This is a genomic window from Vibrio splendidus 12E03 (assembly GCF_000272105.2).
GTDB lineage: Bacteria > Pseudomonadota > Gammaproteobacteria > Enterobacterales > Vibrionaceae > Vibrio > Vibrio splendidus_I.
Map to the genome: position 1 here is coordinate 63,302 of NZ_AJZD02000360.1, position 21,287 is coordinate 84,588.

16 protein-coding genes are annotated in these 21,287 nt (G+C 41.5%); 9 read left to right on the forward strand and 7 right to left on the reverse strand.

Annotation, left to right across the window (positions count from 1 at the left end):
* Positions 1 to 430 precede the first annotated feature (430 nt).
* The 6 genes from A142_RS24025 (at position 431) to folM (ending at position 6,683) form a co-directional block, all read left to right on the forward strand.
* Positions 431 to 1,483 (forward strand): polyamine ABC transporter substrate-binding protein, encoded by a 1,053-nt coding sequence (locus A142_RS24025; protein WP_019826087.1) that lies wholly within the window; start codon positions 431 to 433, stop codon positions 1,481 to 1,483.
* Positions 1,480 to 3,870 carry a putative bifunctional diguanylate cyclase/phosphodiesterase gene (locus A142_RS24030; RefSeq protein WP_019826090.1) on the forward strand — a complete coding sequence of 797 codons (2,391 nt, stop codon included), beginning with the start codon at positions 1,480 to 1,482 and terminating at the stop codon, positions 3,868 to 3,870. Before A142_RS24025 ends, A142_RS24030 begins: the two co-directional genes overlap by 4 nt.
* Before the next feature lie 463 nt (positions 3,871 to 4,333).
* Positions 4,334 to 4,831 carry a 2-amino-4-hydroxy-6-hydroxymethyldihydropteridine diphosphokinase gene (gene folK, locus A142_RS24035; RefSeq protein ID WP_029405701.1) on the forward strand — a complete coding sequence of 166 codons (498 nt, stop codon included), beginning with the start codon at positions 4,334 to 4,336 and terminating at the stop codon, positions 4,829 to 4,831.
* 112 nt (positions 4,832 to 4,943) lie between these two features.
* Positions 4,944 to 5,321, forward strand: a complete 378-nt coding sequence (gene folX, locus A142_RS24040; protein ID WP_019826091.1) for a dihydroneopterin triphosphate 2'-epimerase — start codon at positions 4,944 to 4,946, stop codon at positions 5,319 to 5,321.
* A gap of 10 nt (positions 5,322 to 5,331) precedes the next feature.
* Positions 5,332 to 5,970, forward strand: a complete 639-nt coding sequence (gene folE, locus A142_RS24045) for a GTP cyclohydrolase I FolE (RefSeq protein WP_017632788.1) — start codon at positions 5,332 to 5,334, stop codon at positions 5,968 to 5,970.
* On the forward strand, positions 5,967 to 6,683 hold the full coding sequence (gene folM, locus A142_RS24050) for a dihydromonapterin reductase (RefSeq protein ID WP_019826095.1): 717 nt from the start codon (positions 5,967 to 5,969) through the stop codon (positions 6,681 to 6,683). Before folE ends, folM begins: the two co-directional genes overlap by 4 nt.
* 646 nt (positions 6,684 to 7,329) lie before the next feature.
* On the opposite strand, the gene A142_RS24060 is transcribed toward folM, so the two are convergent.
* From A142_RS24060 to A142_RS24080, 5 genes are all read right to left on the reverse strand, one after another.
* The gene (locus tag A142_RS24060; protein ID WP_019826099.1) at positions 7,330 to 8,295 is read right to left on the reverse strand and encodes a viperin family antiviral radical SAM protein; all 966 of its coding nucleotides are present in this window, start codon (positions 8,293 to 8,295) and stop codon (positions 7,330 to 7,332) included.
* 124 nt (positions 8,296 to 8,419) lie between these two features.
* Positions 8,420 to 10,591 carry a hypothetical protein gene (locus tag A142_RS24065; RefSeq protein WP_019826100.1) on the reverse strand — a complete coding sequence of 724 codons (2,172 nt, stop codon included), beginning with the start codon at positions 10,589 to 10,591 and terminating at the stop codon, positions 8,420 to 8,422.
* 456 nt (positions 10,592 to 11,047) lie between these two features.
* On the reverse strand, positions 11,048 to 11,416 hold the full coding sequence (locus A142_RS24070) for a hypothetical protein (protein WP_019826101.1): 369 nt from the start codon (positions 11,414 to 11,416) through the stop codon (positions 11,048 to 11,050).
* A 15-nt stretch (positions 11,417 to 11,431) separates the two neighbouring features.
* Positions 11,432 to 12,304: a patatin-like phospholipase family protein gene (locus tag A142_RS24075; protein WP_019826102.1), complete on the reverse strand. Its 873-nt coding sequence runs from the start codon at positions 12,302 to 12,304 to the stop codon at positions 11,432 to 11,434.
* Between the two features lie 83 nt (positions 12,305 to 12,387).
* Positions 12,388 to 12,726, reverse strand: a complete 339-nt coding sequence (locus tag A142_RS24080) for a hypothetical protein (protein ID WP_004734781.1) — start codon at positions 12,724 to 12,726, stop codon at positions 12,388 to 12,390.
* 496 nt (positions 12,727 to 13,222) lie between these two features.
* Here A142_RS24080 and A142_RS24085 point away from each other — a divergent pair, with 496 nt between their 5' ends.
* On the forward strand, positions 13,223 to 14,731 hold the full coding sequence (locus tag A142_RS24085) for a DUF3360 domain-containing protein (protein WP_019826103.1): 1,509 nt from the start codon (positions 13,223 to 13,225) through the stop codon (positions 14,729 to 14,731).
* Positions 14,732 to 14,848: 117 nt separating this feature from the next.
* Here the strand turns inward: A142_RS24085 and A142_RS24090 are convergent, their stop codons facing one another.
* Together A142_RS24090 and A142_RS24095 are read right to left on the reverse strand one after the other, a co-directional pair.
* Positions 14,849 to 15,775 carry a hypothetical protein gene (locus tag A142_RS24090; RefSeq protein ID WP_029405702.1) on the reverse strand — a complete coding sequence of 309 codons (927 nt, stop codon included), beginning with the start codon at positions 15,773 to 15,775 and terminating at the stop codon, positions 14,849 to 14,851.
* Between the two features lie 298 nt (positions 15,776 to 16,073).
* Entirely contained in the window at positions 16,074 to 16,946 is an 873-nt protein-coding gene (locus tag A142_RS24095; RefSeq protein ID WP_019826105.1) for an alpha/beta fold hydrolase, read from the reverse strand.
* Positions 16,947 to 17,247: 301 nt separating this feature from the next.
* On the opposite strand from A142_RS24095, the gene A142_RS24100 reads away from it, so the two are divergent.
* Both A142_RS24100 and A142_RS24105 read left to right on the forward strand, forming a co-directional pair.
* Positions 17,248 to 19,464: an AAA family ATPase gene (locus tag A142_RS24100; RefSeq protein WP_019826106.1), complete on the forward strand. Its 2,217-nt coding sequence runs from the start codon at positions 17,248 to 17,250 to the stop codon at positions 19,462 to 19,464.
* A gap of 2 nt (positions 19,465 to 19,466) precedes the next feature.
* On the forward strand, positions 19,467 to 21,287 hold a 1,821-nt coding region (locus A142_RS24105), incomplete at its 3' end, for a UvrD-helicase domain-containing protein (protein ID WP_069591582.1).

Here is a 21,287-nt window from a genome sequence, read left to right on the forward strand (position 1 = left end):
TTTTGCTCGGGGTTTATGGGGCACTAGAAACTGCTCTTCATCATCCCTGAACTGCACCAACAAATATTTAGCCCCATTCCGCATTAACGTAATTACTCCGTGGAAGATCGAGCTACTGGAATTTCAGTACTTTTTCTCAAAGTAAACTGACGACGTCGAGTTGCAAGTTGGTGATGTTGTAGTTGATGTTGTAGTTGTAAAGAACATGCTCCGATTTGATCCAATATGAAAAATAACGTTTAACGGTGTTTTACACTTTCAATTCTCTATGTCGACTCTAGTCCCACAAATCAACTATTTGCACGATCCCTAATATACACCTCACTAATATATTGAAGAATGAGGTACAATTACGTCTATATTTGATAAATAAGACCAAAACCAACGTTATGGTTAAACTCCAGTGAAAACAATTAGTAATAGGTATCTGATGCGTTTCATAACTTGTTTTGCTTTAACTTTTTCTATTTTTTTGTCAGCACAGAGTTTTGCTGAAGAGCTAAAAATTTTTACGTGGGAAGACTATATCTCTGACACTCTGATAGAAGAGTTTGAAGAACGGTACGGTCATACCGTTTCTCAAGTTTATTTTGAAAATGAAATGCTGCGTGATGCTGTGGTGTACTCTGGCAAAGCCCTAGCCTATGATTTGTTTATCATTGACGGGCAAACCATTGGTGAACTGGGCAGAGCAAGCATTTTAGGCGATTTATCTAATACTTTGAAGGAAGGTAATTCAAACTTTACTGAGGTATCTCGCAGAGCTTGCGGGGGCATTGGAATCCCGTACTCTAACGGTACCATGGGGGTCGCATTTCGGTCTTCAAAAGTCGCCGAAGGTATAACCTCTTGGATGGACGTTTTCGACTACGCATTAAAACACCCTCAAACGGTTGTGATTCCTGATGACGATGTAGATACCATTGCAATCGCATTATTGGCGTTAGGATTCGATCCTATGACCGAAAATGAAGTCGAATTGACACAAGCGTACAAACTGTTGATGAAAGTCCGTGAACAGCTATTAGTAATAAGAGCGGCTATTGGCTACGCTCTAGATAAAAAATCTGGCTCTAAAATGGAAGTTGCCGTTATCTATTCAGGAGAAAAAGAACAAATAGCGTCGGATACAGAGCAAGATGATTGGATCTATACCATTCCCCAAGAAGGTACTTTGATGTGGCATGAATGCTTTAGTGTCCATAAAGACAGGCCTATTAGCAAAGCGTCAATAGAGTTCCTTAACTTTATTAACACACCTGAAAGATCGGCATTAAATGCTGAAGAGATGTGGTTCGCAAGTTCGAACAGAAACGTCTTAGACTTAGCATCTGATGATTATCTGTTAGATGAAGAGTTGTTCCCAACGGGATTAGCCAGCGGTTCATCGTTTACCTATAAGACACTAAGCAAAGAAGCTTCAGACCTGAGAAGCCAAATACTCTTTGTTATTCATAACCAAAGATATAAAACAAAAAAATGAAACTGTCGCTAAAGATTAATTATATTCTGCTTCCTGTTATGGTAGTAATTTTCTCCATCGCCGGAGTGTTTTCGTATACCAGTCAAAAAATGCAACTGAACTCGTCGCTATCGGAACAATTACAAACTGAACTTACTCATATCTCTCATGAGCTTAATGAAGCGCTTAGAGAGCTCGATTCTGCGACTAGAATGAGTCTAGAGAACTACTACATTCAAAAGTATCTTATTGAAATATATGATGATACCGCTCAGTATTACACGGAGAAAGAGCTAACGGGTTATATTAATCAATTAAAGCTCAATCACAGTACGATCGAGAGCTTTGCTCTAGTGGATATTAATGGCAAAGAGCTTATCTACTTTAATACGTCGGATCCATTTACAAAATACGCTGCTGATACGGTTGTGACAGATCACCTTGCTGCGATTCAACAAGCATTAGATTTGAAAGGTGTGGCGCACGTTAACGCCTCTACCTACAAACTGTACGATAGTGTTGAAGGCCCTGAATTTTTAGTTGTAAAGACATTTACACCTGAGCAGAGTTTTACTGTCCCAACCTTTTCTTATGGACAGACGTTACTTACTGCAGTGGTTCGCTCTAAGGTTAGGCACTACGATGAATTTCAAGAATCTGTGAAAAGTAAGCTTGGTCCCGATGCTCAACTAATACTTAAACCTAATGCTACTTCGCATTCGCTGGGGAACGAAGAACAGATAGAAGATATTACCCTGCCAGGTTATGAATTGGGTTTTCAGTTAATACATAACTTATGGTCTATCAAGGTTTGCCTATCTCAAATACACCTTAATGAGTTGTATAAACCCTTTCAACTTCTTTACGCTGTTATTGTTTTGTCAGTAACTGCTGTCACTTTCTTACTACTAAAGTGGCTTATCGTAAAACAAATCATTAAGCCAGTGGAGAGACTGACTAAGAAAGTAGAGTCCGTAAATCATAATGACTTAGTCTACATAGAGCGTTCCAAAAGTAACGACGAAGTCTCCATCCTTACCAATAAGTACATTAATTTGATTACTGATCTCGATGATCTGGCAAAAAGAGACTCTCTGACGGGCTTACCAAATAGGAAAAAATTCAATCTAGATATCACGCGTATAATGAGTAACTGCACCGAAACAGATACAAAGTGCGCCGTTATCTACTTTGATATTGATAACTTTAAACACGTAAATGACAAGTACGGACATCATGTTGGTGACCACTTATTCGTAGTGTTTGCAGAACGCCTTGTCGAGAGCTTTGTTGATTTTGAGTGGGGAAATCTAACTATCTCTGAGCTTGAGTTCGCCAGGCTATCTGGGGATGAGTTTGCCATCATAGTTGGTGGATTGGACGACTTAGATATACTTACCGAATTTGCCCATCGAATTCTCTCTCTCTTTGAGGACGGCTTCGAGGTGGATGGTACTCAATTTGATATTGGGGTCAGTGTCGGTATTTCCGTTTACCCTGATGATGCTAGCTCTGTCACCGAACTGGTTAACAATGCTGATTCAGCGATGTATGCCTGCAAAAATGTCGCGGGAAGAAACCATTATCAATTCTACTCAAAAGAGATGGATAGAGAAATAAAGCGTCATACTCAAATTAATGAAGACTTGAAAGAGGCGATTAAATCTAACGGGTTCTATCTAACCTATATGCCAGTTTATGATATCGAAAAAGGTAAGATAAAAGGTGCAGAAGTTCTAATCCGTACAAGCCACGAGGCTCTTCTTTCCTACGGGCCAGCGGATTTTATACCTGTAGCAGAATCGTCAGGCTTAATTAAACATATTGATTATTGGGTTTTTGAAAATGCTCTGCAAAAGCTGTCCGTCTGGATAAAAGAGCTGAATTTTGATGGTACATTAGCGATTAACTTCTCATCTTGGCAGCTCCATAATTCCGACTTTGTCAATGTACTTTCTGGGTTACTGACGCGCTATGAGATTCCAGCTCACATGATTGAAATGGAAATCACTGAAACCTGCTTTATACCCGGAGATGAACAGAATATTGAGAGACTTAAGGCGTTGAAACAACTCGGAGTGAAGGTTTCTCTTGACGATTTTGGTACCGGCTATACAGCCTTTAGCCAACTGATAAATTATCCTATCGATACGCTTAAGATCGACCGTATGTTTGTCAACGCAATTGACTCTGAATCAACAGACAAACAGCTTATTGAAGTGATCATTGAAATGGCCAAAATTTATGATCTCAATATCATTGCAGAAGGCGTAGAAACAGTGAGTCAATTAGATTACGTTCGAAACAAAGGATGCCAGGAAGTACAGGGGTTCTTACTATCTAAGCCCTTAAAAGAAGATGATTTTATCGCGGCATGGAAGAGAGGGAGTTTGCCTGAATACAGTTAAATATGTGACACCATAGAATATGGTCTAGTTCTGCGCCTTGGAATGACACATCGCTTTGCCCGCTCGATTGATGACTGTATGTCGTGGCCTGATTAATCTAACCTCCTGATTAGAATTGTTGTCATGAGCTTTGACATGGGTAACGATAAAAAGCCAGATGCACCTCTATTTGAGGCGAGCCAACTTCAGTAAAGCGGTGTTTTCGATGCTATAACTAATCCGTATTCTATTAACTTAGCAAAACCACTGACAAAATAGTTATCCAATACCTTCATAGGCTGAGTTTTTACTCGTGGCACTTTCTAGCTCACAGGTGCCCTTTTTTCGGGCTCAAAACGGGAAAAACTTGTAACAGAACCGTATTTTTCTTTTGTCTTCCTACCTTATTCCTACCTTTAAGAGGATGCATTGCTGATCTTCATCGCGAGTTGGACGTATAGGCTGATTAAAAGGAAGGAAAACTATGGCCACTGTCTATGTCAGCATCGGAAGCAACATTAACCGCGAACATCACGTCACAGAGTCTCTCAAAGCATTGCATGACCGCTTTGCACCGCTGCACATTTCCAAATTCTACGATTGCGAGCCTGTCGGTTTCAAAGGGGATAACTTCCTCAACCTCGTCGTTGGGTTCGAATGTAACCTGCCTGTCGCAGAGCTGGTTAAGGTTCTGCATCAAATCGAATTAGAGAACGACCGCAAGCGTCAGACCAAAGCCTATGCTTCACGCACGATGGATATCGACATCCTTCTTTATGGTAATCAAGTGGGCGTTATCGATGGCGTAGAGCTGCCTAGAGGCGAAATCACCGAGTACGCTTTTGTGCTCAGGCCATTAGTCGATATTGCTGCGCAAGAACGCCACCCCACTCTAGACATCTCATATCAGCAACTCTGGGAAAACTTCGATCAGTTGAGCCAGAAAACCGAACCCATCCCTTTCGAGCTTAATTTTACTTAGCCTTCACATGACTGCAGAAAGAACAACTGAACTCTTAATCGCCTGAACTTTACTGATCTTTTCTTAAAACAAGCACGTAACTGACTTCACTTTCTAAGGAATGGACACTGTTATGAACCACAACGCCATTATCACCATTACAAACCTGAGACTAAGAACCTTCATCGGCTTCAACGAAGAGGAAAAGTCTAAGCAGCAAGACATCGTCATCAATGCCGAAATCCACTATCCCGCCAACAACCTTTGTCTATCTGATGATGTAGACAACGCGCTCAACTACAAAAACATCTGCAAGAAGATCATTCAACACGTCGAATCCGGAAGGTTTCTGCTTTTGGAAAAGTTGACCAGCGATGTACTCGGTATCTGTATCGATCATCCATGGGTGAAATACGCTCAAGTGAGAATCGACAAGCCTCACGCGCTACGTTTTGCCGACTCTGTTTCGCTCACTCTGAGCTATGAAGCAGACACCGACAAGAATTCATAAGGAGAGAGTCATGCTGAATACAGAAGCCGAAAAAGTAAGAGAAGCTTTGCTCGCAAAAGGACTTGAAACCCCAATGACAGCGAGCGAAATGACCCCCGACCAAAAGTACAACCGCATCAAAGGACTCTTAACGGAAGTGGTCAGTACGCTTGGATTGGATTTAACGGATGATAGCCTTGCCGAAACACCCCATCGCATTGCGAAGATGTACGTACACGAGATCTTTTCAGGGCTCGATTACAACAACTTTCCCAAAATCAGCGTTATAGACAACAAAATGTCCGTTGATGAGATGGTTAAGGTGTCGGATATCGACTTAACATCGACGTGTGAACATCACTTCATCACCATCGATGGTTTAGCGGAAGTGGCCTACATCCCTGAAAACAAGATTCTTGGACTGTCTAAAATCAATCGTATCGTTCGATTTTTTGCTCAGCGTCCTCAGGTACAAGAACGCCTTACTCAGCAAATCTTGGTCGCGATACAGACTCTCGTTGAAACAGAAAACGTGGCTGTGACGATTAAAGCAACCCACTATTGCGTTAAATCCAGAGGTGTTATGGATGCAAACTCTGAAACCTCTACAACCGCGCTTGGTGGGATCTTCAAAACTAACCCTCAAACCAGAGCTGAGTTTTTACGATGAGTGAAACGATACTAATAACTGGCGTGGGAAAGCGACTCGGCTTCGCACTGGCGGAGCAACTTTTAGCGGATGGATACAAAGTGGTTGGCACTTACCGAAGCGACTACCCTCAACTGCAATTACTGCGCGACAGTGGAGCCGACTTGCAGCAGGTAGATTTTTATCAACAAAGCAGCTTAGAGGGCTTTCTTCATTACGTGGGTCAAGAATATAAGACACTTCGAGCCATCATACATAACGCTTCTGACTGGAAGCCGGAGAACAAGAAAAACCCCAGTGAAAATGCATCCCAAATCATGCATCAGATGATGACGATTCACGCTACCGTGCCTTATTTGTTCAATTTAACACTCAAAGACCAACTGATGTCTGGCGATAAAACGTCAGACATCATCCACATCAGTGATTACGTTGCGGAAAAAGGCAGTAAAAAGCACATCGCTTACGCGGCCAGCAAAGCTGCGCTCAACAACCTAACGTTGTCATTTTCAGCAATGCTGGCTCCCAAGGTCAAAGTAAATACCCTCTCCCCAGCCATGATTAAGTTCAATGAACATGACGATGAGGCATACAAAACTAAAGCGCTGCAGAAAGCTCTGATCCCTACAGAAGCGGGCTTTGAGGAAATAATAGACGGCATCAAGTATGTTTTGGCCAGTCACTACATGACAGGAAGAACCTTACACCTTGATGGCGGTAGGCATTTAAAGTGAAGCTCTTGAATTGTCGGCTTACGGTAGCATCGCAAACGTATAAACCTGATTGACTGAGCACAATCCAACATAAGGCTAAATACTATGCCGTGTCAGGAGGAACTGAACCAGGCAAATTTCCAACATGAAAAGGGCCGAGTTAGAGTTAGAGTTAGAGTTAGAGTTAGAGTTAGAACACTCCACTAAAAGCAAAAAGGCCTCGCAATCGAGACCTTAGTTTTATTTAAAAACTACCGCATTATCTCGTTGATTTAGCTGTTTTGTCATGGCAACTCATTGATATTGATACCTTGTCAGTAATTTCGTGTTTTGGTTAGATGCCAACCGTTACCATGCCTGCACTTATAAACATCTAACGCAATGCCTTGCTCTTCGTAAATTATACTTGCTCTGATTTTCGCTTCCTTGCTTGTTAAGTACGAATTTTTATACTCATTGGTAGCAGATGTACACTTGCTACACTTTTGACTGGGAGTCATTCTGCATTTTGGCGATAAATGCCAGTAATTGCACCTTTGACATTTATACGGTGCTAACTCATTGTCATAAACATTCTTGGAGTATTCAGCTGCGCTTTGTGCTTCAAACTCCGTGTAATAAAATCTTAAAGGTTTGCCGGATACTTTCCCTAAGCACGTTTCACTTTTCATGCCAGCACCTCACCACGAATGTTGGATGGGTTTCCAGCATAGTAACGAGACTTAAAACGATTACAATTGAAGTTTATTTGGTTCAATGCAGTCTCTACGCCCACATCAGTAATGCGTTCACTGTAACTATAACGACCAGACATACCTTTAGAGTTTTGATAAAAACGTCCGTTTGGGTCAACCATCAAGTATGATTCAGTCATTGTATTGTTTGATTCAGCTGAGATTGGTAAGCCTTTGCCTGAATGTCGTTCAACAAAACTACTAAATTGTTCATCTGAAACTAGCAAGTCACTCCTACCAGTCGGCATGACTTGAAGAACTTTCCATTTATCTAACGATATGCTGGAGATTAGCTGAGAAAAGTCTTCTTCCCAATTTAGAGCATTTACAACGGTGTTTATTTTGGTCTTTAAACCTTTTTGGGTGCGCGATAGATGTTGGATTGCGAGCTTAAGTTCATCTATGTTTAACGAATTGCCTTTTCTATCAATACGACCTAACTCTCTTCTTACTGGATGTTGTTGACTATCGAAGCTGATACCAACCATATCTAAAGTATTAAGAGGTAACTCAAAACGGCTTCTTAGCAGGAGGTAGCTGCCGTTAGTGATGATTGAAGTTTTGAATCCTTTTTGTTTTGCCATTACTAAGGCCGTAGAGAACGAACTACCTAGCATCATTGGCTCACCGCCAGCGAAATTTAAACGTACATCTTGGTAACCAAGAATTCTTTTGATCTCTGGGTCATCATGAATGAAATAGTTAGCTAACTTGTCGAGCAGTTTTTCAATTGCATCCAATGATTGATGCAGTTCATTGGGTCTTCCCCACTTAGCAAAGCAATAGGTACAGTTATAGTTGCACGCCTCTGTTATGTGCCAGTTGATTACGAGTTCATTTAACTGACTAGAGGTCGTTTCGTTCGTTGTGTTAATAACAAGGTGGTTTTCTGTAGACATACGTATACTCCTTGACAGGCCTACTCTTGTAGGCCGTAAAGTTTTTACATGGCGGACGGTAAGCGTCAGAGTAGGAGCATCGGGCTCCAGTACACCAAGATTGGATGAATGAATTAAATGTAGTTTATGGGTTGCGCATTAAGTTGCGTCTCGCTTTGAGGGCGCCCTCATGGTTTATTACCATACCAAGTTTTTGTCGTTGGCAGATAAGTAGCCACCATTCAGCTGCAATAATGCCTCGCTTCAAATCAGGAATAGTAGAATTCTTTTTTGTTCTTCTGCGGACTGCTTTGTAACATTCACTTGCGATTGCACGTACATCAGGATCAGGATCTGATTGTTTGATGAAATACACTGCCTTATGAACTTGACCGTTAAGGTCAACCCCTAATTCAGTTAATGCTTTTAAGTACCCTTGTCGCCAAACTGAAGACTGCTCAACTATTTGTTCAACTGTGTATTGTTTATCTCTCGCTTTTTCACCTTTACGAAGGCGTAAACGACTTAGGCAGAACTCTGCTAACTCATTAGTGCATGTGACATAAGGTTCCATCAAAGCTTTCAAACGGCTTTCAGCTGGTTCGGTCAACTTAATATCTAGGTGTTTCTCAAACAATCGAGTAGCAAGATCACTTACTGGAATATACCATTGAGTTAAATTACTTTGGTTCAATGAGTTTCCCAAAGAAATCGATTCATCAGATAGCGGTAGAGTATAGGAGCGCATTAGTAACAACCTATGACGAAAGGATTTGTTAGGATGTAAACGATCAAGCTCTACTAGTAGTTGTTTGAGCTGGTTATCATGCCTTTTCTGCTCTTCAGGCTGACATGCTCTGGTTACTTCTTTTCTTAAAATACCTATACTTTTATCGATATATGGAAGCAAGTTATGCTCGCGTAAACAACGAGTGGCGGTGATTGTCCATTCCGGGATTAACGTTTTAAGAAAGTCGTCTGTTTCTGGAAGCTGGCTAAACAGCCCGCGCCACCATTCAGAACAGGCACTGATAAACTCGGATGATTCTCCCCTTCTTGCAGGAGAAGTAGCAGATAAAACATGAAGTTGTTCACTAGCTTCTAACGTAGTCAGGTTTGCTAAGAAAAGAGCTTTCCAAACACCAAAGAAAGATTCACACACCCATTTCTCAGAGCTATTAGACAATTCTGGCAACCGTTGTTTATTGTTCAAAATACGGTCAAAATCTTGCTGGATTGACCATTGGATCCATGCTTCTAATTGTTCACGAGTTAACTGAGAACATAAATCCTCGAGCTCTTTTTTCAGACGAATATCAAACTTATCGTGTTCGTATGTTTTCCAGTCAATATCGCTCTGAATATGATGGTAGATATCACTAAAATATCGGTCTATGTGGTTAGCCCACTCTTTCGCTTCTAGACCTTCAACATTGTCTGCGTTAAAATTAAGAATTAGAACCTTCTTAAGATCTCGCTTTATGGTGCTGAACCAGTTAGTTAGAGAGCTTTTGACCTCTTCGTCATCAAAGTCTTTCTGCCAAACTAGTGACTCAAGCTGTTCCCATGGGGTGCCCCAAAAAAAACTAGATAAGTCAAAAGAAATTCGTCCCATTTCAGCATCATATTTGATCCATACTCGTAAGAATTCTAGGCCTAGTTGGATTGATTGAGCGTGTTCGCAAGGGAAGCTAGAATCATCGTTTGATGAAGCTAGTGATAGTAATCCATTAACTAAGGTCGAGTCGTCTGTACGATATTTTAAACAGTCAAACGGCGGTGCGATAAAGTGGAAGCAATCCCAAAGAAAGCGCATTCTCTCGTTTTCATTTAGAGAGCTAAATGTTTCATCACTAAAGAACTCTTTGGTGAAAAAAAGATCATCACCATAGTGATTTCGAACAAACCAAGCATATGAGTGAAGATGTTTTTCTATCCCCGCCTTATAGAAACCGTAAGGAGAGGTTGGAAAATATGCGCTTGCCACATCAGTCAAAAACTTGAAAAGTAATGACTCTCTATAAGATTCGTCAACACGAAATGGCTGTAACTGAAAACGTATGTTTACGTTTTGGCAAAACGCTAGCGCTACGCATTTTTCTGGTTCAGAGTTCTGCTCGTTAGCAGTAGTCAACGCTTCTTCAAGACGTGAAGAGTTGTAAAAAATATCAATCCAGTTTTCTGAAAAGTGTTTAATCAATAACGTTCGAAAATTGCCTTGAACTTCAAATTCGTCAAGTGCTTGCACGAAACGTTCGACGGGATCTTTTTTTTCATCGAGGGAGCGATTGCCAAATGGCGCATCTATCCTGCACATAGTTTTCTCCAATAAGAATGGGAGTTAGGTTTCACATATAGAATTAACCGGAGCAGTGTCCGGGTTTGCAGCTGAAACCTCCCGTGCAATAGAGGGGAGCGGAAAAGTGAGTAACGTACTCGATAGCCGACTGCAATTTAGTCATATTCACCATAAATCGTATTGTGCTGCATTGTCAATAGCTTAGGTCCTTTAATATCTATACGTGTTACCTTGGTTTGAAGTGAGGGAAAGGGGTGAGTTTGTACTTCGATTCCAAAAAGCTTGTTGCAAGTTATGAGTTAAACCCTTACTCCTTTCCCATATCGAAAAAAAGCCTCGCAAACACGAGGCCTTAGTTTTATCGAACAATTACAACCACCCTACTTCACTTACTTAACTGCTTTCATTAACGTTTCGTTGAGCTGCACTAGTTGCTCTAGCATTAGGAAGCTAGAAGCTAGAAGCTACTATGACCTAGAAACTGCTAAAAGAGTGAGGAAGGCGTTTTTCTTCGTCCCAGCCGGATAACTCAATATTGGTCAATGACTTTCGCTTCTCATTACACAGTGAAGCGAGATTGATGATAGGCAGTTGGCTGCGAAACTGCGCGGTAAGTATCACCTTTTTACTTTCACTAAGGCTTTTTCGACATTGCGCCAAAATCGCTTCAGTATCGAGTTGACGTGCGTTCTCGATAATGTCGATATCAGTATTATCTTGATAGCAATCTATCAGCCAAGATACTGCTGACACTTCTATGCTGGTGAGCAAGATGACATCTTTTGTTGTGACCAATTCTTTGAGTTCAGATAGTTTGAGTTCAGTTTCCATAAATACTCTCATTCAGCAGCAAATACATTAAAGTCGATTGCCCAGTTTAGCCTGTGCCAAATGATAGCCTCTGTCTATCATCTCTTGTGAGCGATCAAACTCTAAAGTGCCACAGGCATTACGTGGGATCTCAAGCGTAATATCGGCGGGATAAGCGGCCAGTTTCTGGCGAGCAATGGTCGATTGCATCGCATCAAACGCTTGGTTGGCAATGTCGTAGGCAGCAAAATTGAAGCTCATTTTGCTTTTTACACTGCTACCTAGATTATCGATAAAGTGAACCACCCTCTCATGCAGATTGCTCTCTTTTGTAGGTAGGGAAACCGGTATCACTTCCTGTTGAAGCATCTCAGGTTCACCACCTAAGTTCACAGCCAGAGTAAAGTCTGTCTTATCACTAAACGTAGGCGCAATCGGTACGGGATTGAGTACTCCGCCATCAATCAGCACTTCACCATTGATGACATGAGGTGTGAAGAACAGTGGCAAAGAGATGGAGGCGCGAATGGCATCAAACAGAGAACCTGATTGCAGCCAAACCTCTTTTTCATCGGCGACGTTGGCAGCAACTGCGGTATAAGGGATAGGCAGATCTTCAATTGAAATCTCGCCGATCAATCCACGCAGTGTGTCGATGATCTTGTCCCCTTTGAAGATACCACTCGATTGCCATGAAAAGTCCAACATCATAGCCATATCCGATTGGTCGATACTGGTGACCCACTCTTCAAATTCATCCAACTTACCCGCAGCGTAGACACCACCGATAAGTGCGCCAATTGAACAGCCAGAGATGGATTTTATCTGATAGCCATGCTCGATTAACCAACGGATGATTCCAACGTGAACCAAGCCTCTTGCGCCACCACTGCCAAGTACCAATGAGACCGTTTTTGCCATCGTATTAATCCTTTAGTTTTTAATTCTAGGGGAGCTAACTCGCCGATTTACCAATTCGCGGATCTCAACTCACTGAGTCACTCTCAGTCCATACGGGTAATGAAGGTTTGCTCGTCATCCACAAAAGCCACATAGTCGCCGTGATAGATAAACACCCGACCACGCCCTTCCACTATACACGCTAGCTGTGGGTTCAAATCTTCTTCAAGATTTTCACTTTGATACGTGCCGGTATCGGTGATCACACCGCGGAGTTTAGGCAAAAATCCATAGCTACGCTTGGCTTGATCAATCAGGCTCAATTCACTGGTAGTAGAGAAGTAAGCTGGGATAGGACCAGCATCTTCGATAAACATCGGTTTCAGTTCTTCAAAAGCTGTAATCACCAGCCAGTCGATGCCGTTTACGTGATGGATAAACATTGTTTATAAATACCTAGTTTCTCGATAGTTCTGATGCGGAGATTCTAACACTATCAGGGGCCAAACGTAGGAGAAATTGAGTTACTAGAGGCAATCCCTACCCCTGCTTATTACCCAATATATCCAGCATAAAACTGGAAAAGATGTTCACCATCAAATCACACAAAGAATGCAGCCAAACGTAAGTCGTTGGACTTTTTTCTGGGTCTTTAGAGTCGAACTATTTGTTGTTGAAAGTGACTTTGTTGTTCCTGAGATTAAGAGCCTACAAATAAACAGACACATACAATCTACAGCGTCTAATACTCGTCGGCTTGCTCTACGACTAATGTCTAACTAACTGAGACTATTTGTTTTTTTGGGTTTGGTATAAGGTACCAACAACTAAATGTTAATAAGTTTTTAATGATAAGTTGACGCATTGTTTTCACTTTTGCGTGAGTCAACAACGTTTGTTGGAATAACACACCTCAGAGTGTGAACGAAAGGAATCAAAATGAGCAGTACTTTAGAGTCCGTAAATATACCAAGAGAAAAGCCTCAAACCATTGAGAACGAGCTCTCCTATGAACAACAACACAAACCAAGTTCAGAGTTTCAATCCCGAGAACAGTATCTAGAGCACGAATTACAAATCATGTCGCCTAAGCGCTGGCGTCCAAATTTACCGTTTAAAGATTACCGATTTGAAATAGAAGACACCATCCCAGCCATGGCCGCGACCATTGGTAAAGTTGTTATGGTAGGCGCGATTGCTGCTACCTTTGCGGGGGCTCTCGGATTAAATGAAGACTTCATTCTAGAAAACGTTCGTTATGAACTCCTTATCGCCTCTGTTTTCATTATTATTTTCTCTGGCTTCCTATTGCCGACCGCGAACCTCGCAGGTACACACGGCCCACTCATCCCTTTAATTCCCATTGTCGTTGCAGCAGGCGGACACCCTATGGCCTTTGGGTTACTGATTGGTGCTTTTGGCCTCATCTTAGCCATCAGTAAAGGTGGCAGTATGTTGGCCAACCTCACCAGTAAAGGCGTGTGTGGCGGCTTATTACTCTACCTCGGCTTTGTTGGAACCGCCTCTCAAGTGAAAAAGCTGTTCGCTTGGGCTGAAGGAATCGGCATGAGCCACATCGCGTTTGTCGTGATCTTTTGCACCATTATCTTGTACGCACTATTGGAACACTTCCGCAAACGTTGGTTAGCAGTACCTCTTAGCTGCTTATTGGGTGGTACGATTGCATTTGCCATGGGTGCCCCATTTGCTTTCCACACCGAGCCAGGCTTACCTAACATGAACCCTATGTATTGGTGGGGCGAAGATACAGGTTGGATGCTAGGCCTACCGACGATTGAACACTTCATGGTGGTATTGCCGTTTGCTATTTTAGCCGTGGCGATGTGGTCGCCAGATTTCTTAGGGCATCAAGTATTCCAAAAGATCAGCTACCCAGAACGTACCGAAAAAGTACACATGAACATTGACGACACCATGACCACGGCTTCAATTCGTCAAACGTTCGGTTCTCTGTTCGGTGGTACTAATTTTACGTCTTCATGGGGTACTTATATCGTACCGGCGGCGATTGCTAAACGCCCTATTCCTGCTGGCGCTTTGCTAACGGCTCTGTTCTGTATCATCGCCGCGGTTTGGGGCTACCCAATGGATTTAGCTATCTGGCAACCTGTATTGTGTGTAGCACTGATTGTTGGGGTATTTGTGCCATTGCTAGAAGCTGGAATGGAAATGACGCGTGAAGGGAAAACCACCCAATCGGCAGCGATTGTTGTATTTTCTTCAGCGCTCGTTAACCCTGCATTTGGTTGGGCTCTCACCATGCTGTTGGATAACTTAGGCTTAGTCGGTTGTAAAGAACGTAGTAGTGAGCTGAGTAAAATGAGCCGCTGGGTGTTGCCTGGCACTATGTTTATTGTGCTAAGTGGCGTAATGGCGTTGGTTGGCCTTCTACCGGGGATTCCAGCGATTATCCCGAGCTTTCGTTAACCTCGATTAATATTGAGTTTTAGTCGGAACACAAAAAGGCCTCGCAATCGCGAGGCCTTAGTTTTATCTAAGTTTCAATGAACGAGCAGCGAAGCAATTTACGATGGTAAAACCAAATCAACTAGAGAGCCATTCATCCAATACTGCAATAAACTTGGGGTTAATGAGATAACCGATGGAAGCATGTGGATTGCTTTTTCCGTTGCGAATATTGAGATTGTAAATGGGGTGAATATCTTTCATTCCGCCGGGTATCAGATCCAGTTCGAGCATATCCTTAAAGTCATTTCTAATTTTGTTGTCATGAGAGATAAAATCATCTTCTGCCGATATGTTTATCCATTGCTGAATGTTTAAAGGGTACTTCTTCTCATCTTTTAAACGGCTCCCTTTTAGCCGATCTTTTACGTTTTCATCGCCTAACGGTGACCCGAGCGTGAGCAATAAGTCGACCTTCTTATCCGCACCATAGTCGTGTCTATACTCTCCGTAATGAGACAATTTCCATAACACGTCATAACTGATCATCGAGCCGAGACTGTGCGATACAATCATCACATCATCTTGATTATCAAGCGCTTCCTTCAGTTCAACCATTAGCCTATGCCTGACATCGCTACCAAAATAGGTATCTTCATTCCAATAATGCGCCATGTCAGGCGCGACCTTCGTTATGAGTGTCTCAGCCACACCTAGCTTTCCAAATATTGATGAAAAAGTATCTGCTAACGCCTCTTTCAGAAAACCAATTTTAGATACCTTGTTATACGTTGTTTTATTGAACTGGCTTGTCTTGTACTTTTTGAGTTCAGACAACGCTTGCTGTCGACTTGCAGGGTCTTCCGTTGGCTTCTCTAACAATGTGTTTGATAGTTCACCGTAATAGACAAACCGTTTATCGACATCTTTAAAGGCTTGTAATGAACTTGAGCCTCCACAATCTCGCTGCAAGCCATGCTCTATAGCATCGTACCAGAGTGCTTGAAGGGGAGCTTTATCGGGCTTTTGAGCGCGACCATGAATGAATATTATTTTCTTAGCCATAGCAGGACGTCCTAAACACATAGTTAAAGTGATTATCAGCAGAAAGCACCACTAGATTCGGTCAGCCCTTACCAATAACAGTGGTGCTGATTACATATCTAGGGTGGTTGATAGAGCATTTATATAACTATGAGCCGGTAGTTTAAGGACCATAAACGAATGAAAGACGCGGGTATGACTCGCAAATTGAAATGAATGTAGCTAGCAAAAGCTCCAACTAACAAAAAGGCCTCGCACACGCGAGGCCTTGGTTTTATCTATCTAACGGGTACAACCATCCTTTAACAACTACAGCGCCCTACTTCACTGACTTCACCGCTTTCATCAAGGTTATGTTGAACTGCTGTGGTTGCTCAAGCATTGGGAAGTGGCCGGAGTCTTCAATGTAGTAAATGCTGTAATCCTTAATGTGTTTTTTGTTCGCTTCTGAGTCCGTTGGCCATAGACGAGCGTTGACCAATATTACTGGCACATTCACGTTCTCATACACGCGGTGGGCTTCACCTGTCACGTATTGGCCCAGATAATGGCGGAACTGGTTTATCGCGATAGCTGGCGGTGCTGATGCCATGTCTTGCGTTACCCAGTAAAGTAAATCCGCGTCTACGTCTTTTGGCAGCGAGTCTTTCACGAACATAGTAATGCCCGCTTGGAAGTCTGCTTCAAATGGTTTAGTCATTGTATCTAGGTCGCTTTGTGAAACCGCTAGTGCGACGTTTTGCGATGTATCGACACCAATAACGCCCTTCACTCTTTTCGGCATCAGTTTAGCGGCTTCGGCAATCACACCACCCGCCATGGAATGACCAACTAAGATTACAGATTCGAGTTGTTCTTTCTCGGTTACCGCTTTGATGTCTTCAGCGAACGCAACCATGGTGTACTCTTCACGGTTGAACGATGAGTTACCGTGCCCTGCTAAGTCCATGGTGATCACTTGATACTGCTTTGAAAACTCACTCACTTGTTTTTGCCAAAGCCTTCTGTCTAAGCTCCAACCGTGAATGAAGATCAGCGCCGTTTCACCACTCCCACTTCTGCCATACGCAATTTGCTCACCATCGTGAGATATCGCGATACCGTACTTAACCGTTGAATCATGAGCCATGGCATTAAAGCTACCAAGCGCCATGAATACCAAAAGTGTGATGTTTAGAATTAAACGTTTCATAGTGTCTCTCTACTTACTTTGGAGGGAACACAGAAAGCGCCCCTCTCAATCAATATAGTTACTATAAAGTGTGAAGTTGTAGACAGGTCAAGGGTCACATTTAAGAATGGCGCACTAAATTAGATTTAAAAACACTGTATTTTTCGACGCCCCCCCAACATGAAGTTCTCAAACCAACTATTTACATATTTATCAGTAACTTAAATCCCACAAAAAAAGTGTTATTTTTAACTTTACCTTATGAGGATCAGTTAACGCGGAGTATTATACCATCCAAATAAGACATTGATTTCGAGGCTATATGCACATCACCAAGTTAAACCTAGTCAACTACCGTAATTTCAAGAACGTTAAGCTTCATTTTCACAAAGGTATCAACACAGTAATTGGTGAGAATGCATCAGGTAAGACTAACTTATTCCGAGCAATGAGATTACTACTTGATAACTCAATGCCTCGTTCGTCTACCAAACTGTCTGAGGATGATTTCTGTAGGTCGCTAGGTCCTTGGAAAGGACATTGGATTATTATAAGTTGTGAGTTTAGCGATATTTCTAGTGATGAAGCTAGTCAATCCCTGTTTCTCCATGGTAACGGAAATATCGACGGCGAAAGCGAGGTGGTAACCAAAGCTACTTATAACCTAATATTCAGGCCTAAAGCTCATATACGCCAAGCTCTTTCAATACTACCCCCAGGTGATGCTACAGCACTAGAAGAGTGTTTAAGCGATGTTTCGATAGAAGACTATGAAACGGTATTAACTGGAAAAAGCACAGCTAACTTTGCTGATCCGGAGGAATATAAATCTATTGTTGGTGACTTTGATGCTATCGTTTTTCCAAGTGAATTAAACAACCCAGGTGTTGGTGTACGTTTACCATATATCCTTAATATGCCTAATGAGGTTTCTTTTACTTTCATTAAAGCACTCAGAGACGTGGTTTCTGATTTCCACAATAATAGAACTAACCCTTTGTTAACACTGCTAAAAAATAAGTCAGGAGAGATCTCCCCTGAAGACTTTCAACCAATAGCTGAGTTGATCGGAACATTAAATGATAATATTGAAGGTTTGCCTGACGTCTGTGATATTAGAGATGACATCACATCGACGGTAGGTGACACAGTTGGGGATACCTACTCACCAAACTCTATTTCTATTCGCTCAAGCTTAACTGATGATTCAGACCAATTATTCCAGTCCCTCAAGCTTTTTGTTGCAGAGTCCAACGATGTGCATGAAGGTGCTATTCATGAAATGAGTTTAGGTGGCGCGAATCTTTTATACCTCACTTTGAAACTTCTAGAGTTCAAATATCAGAAAGCTAATCAGTCTATCGCTAACTTTTTGTTGATTGAGGAGCCAGAAGCTCATATCCATACTCATATACAAAAGTCATTATTCGATAATATTAACTACGATAATACTCAAATCATATACTCCACTCATTCGTCACATATCTCTGAAGTTAGTAATATCAAAAATATGAACATTATTGGAGTTGTTGAAGGTAATTGTGAGGTCTTCCAGCCTGCTACGGGTCTTAGTGATCCGCAATGTGGGTTTGTTCAACGCTATCTGGATGCGATTCGCAGCAATCTATTGTTTGCGCGAAGTGTCATTTTGGTTGAAGGAGATGCGGAAGAAATCCTGATTCCAGTTCTGTTCAAAAAGGTAACAGGCCTAAGCTTAGATGAAATGGGCATTAGTCTTGTTAATATAAGAAGCACTGGGTTTGAAAATATTGCGATGCTCTTTAGTGACGAACGTATTAAGAAGCGTTGTAGTATCATCACTGATCTCGATGACACGTTTTTTGATACGACAATCCGCAACACTGATAGTGTTCCTTTAAAGAAAAAAAAGAAAAAAGCTCAAGGCTCTAAAGAATCAGGACAAAGCAGAAAAACAGCGCTTGATACATTCTGTACAGGTAATCAATGGTTAAAGCCTTTCTACGCAGATCATACCTTCGAAGTTGATTTCATTAAATCCTCGAATAGTTCCTATCTAAAGAAAATAGTCAATGATGTTTATGTTGATCCTGCCACAAGAGTTACAGCTAAAGGTGAACTATCTAACGCAGACATCGCTATATCGGGTGTTAGAGCATTAACAATGGCAAATCATCAAGGTAAGGGCTGGTTTGCTATTACTCTTGGCAACGCTATTAACTTTAAAGTGGTAATTCCAAAGTATATTTTTGAAGCAATAAAATTTGCTCATGGTGAATTTAAGCCTGAACTTGTTTTGAAGGTACTATCTCATCGATATCAAAGAATTGTTGAGCATGTTGCTGAAGGTACAATGAATATGAGAGCAGCTGAAGCAGCTGGTAATTTGGTTCTCAAAACAAAGTGGGAAACATACCTAGCACCTTATGAAACAGGAATTGAAATATTTTCTCCTAAATGGGAAGCATTCGATTTACTGATTGATGATATAGATGACATAAAAGCTGAGTTTATTGCTGACTTCCCGACAGAAAATAATCACTTCTTAGAAAGGATTTAATGATGTTCGTATGGGATAGAGATGATCTTAATGATGAGCAAGTCGATGCTATTCGGCAACCGGGTAACGTATTCCTTGAAGCATGCCCGGGCAGTGGTAAGACTCGTACATTAACGTACAAAATAGCTCTCGAATTGTCGAATTTGACTGATACAAAAAAGTGGATCGTCGCAATAACATATACGAATCGAGCGGCTGATGAGATTCGTGAAAGAATAGAGTTACTAGGCGTTGGGACTTCACAACTATGGATAGGAACAATTCACGCGTTTTGTTTAGAGTGGATAATAAAGCCTTACGGTATATACCATTACAAACTTCAAAATGGCTTCAAGGTAATTAACTCATATGACAGTGAAGAGCTAATTACCAATATTTGTACTGGATTGCGACCTCGATATAAGATCACCTATTATCAGTGTTCGCATTTTTATACCCCAAGAGGCATCAATATCACAGGGAATGGTGGGAGTCTAGCTAACAGTGTTTTGGAGGCTTATCATCAACACCTAGCCGAGAACCATCAGATAGACTTTGAACAGATATTATACTTTTCGTATGAGCTTTTGAGCAATAAGGTGGCTATACCAAAGATATTATCAAATCTGTTTGCTTACGTTTTTATAGATGAATATCAAGATACTAAAGAGATACAGTACTCAATTGTAGCAAGTATAATGAGAGCTAATCCGAGTAAGGTGAACACCTTTATAGTTGGTGACCCAAACCAAGCTATATATACGTCATTGGGTGGCTATGCTATATCCCATACAGAACTTGAATCTTTAACTGAAGCTACTTTTACCCCAATGTCTTTGGATAAGAATTATCGAAGCTCCAGCAGAATTATCGAATACTATCGAAATTATAATGTCAGTCCGAGTGCAACTAGTGCAACTAGTGCAGAAGGTAGCGAGAAAGATTATCAGAGTACAATAACCTATGATCAAATTACTCACAAAGATGATTTAGTAGAACAGGTAAGCCGATATATTGAACACAATATTGACAACTGCAATATTAAAGAGAGTGAAATTTGCGTCATCGCCCCTTGGTGGACGCATTTAGCCGCGTTGACTCGAAACCTAGTACATCGATTACCTCAATATAGTTTTGACGGACCTGGTTTGGTTCCGTTTTCTAGAGACATTGAGAACTTTTGGTACAAGCTTACGAGAATCATTCTCACTGAACCTTCCCCTAGTATGTACGTAAAGCGTCTAAGATGGGCATCTGAAATTTTATATGATTTAGAAATAGCAATGGTGGACATCGAATCTATCACCTCCAAAGATCTTCTTAAATCTCTTAATTCTATTTCAATTGATAGGGAAGATGGAATTGCTTATCTTCGTACTTTCTTTGATGAGCTATTCGATATTTTAGGAATTGACTATTCTCTTTATCCAATGCTTCAAGAGCACTATGAATCTTTCTTCAGTAGTACAGAAGATCGAATAAGTAGACTCCGTAGAGATAGCGAGGAATTTGCGACAGACATAGACGCTTTTCGTAGAGCATTTAAGCCGAGAAGTGGAATAAAAGTGTCAACAATACATGGGGTAAAAGGTGGTGAATATGACGCAGTTATATCTTTCGGCCTACTTGAAGGGTTAGTGCCTAACTTCAATGATTCTTCTGAAGAAAGTGCTAAGAAGCTTCTTTATGTTATAGGCTCAAGGGCTAGGAAAAATCTACACTTGATCTCTGAAAAAGGGAGAATGACTGGCTTTCATCCAAACCAAACTGAGCGCACTTCCACAGAAGTACTTCGATGCATCACATATAGTTATGTGCATATTTCGGAGAATTCCGATCAGTCA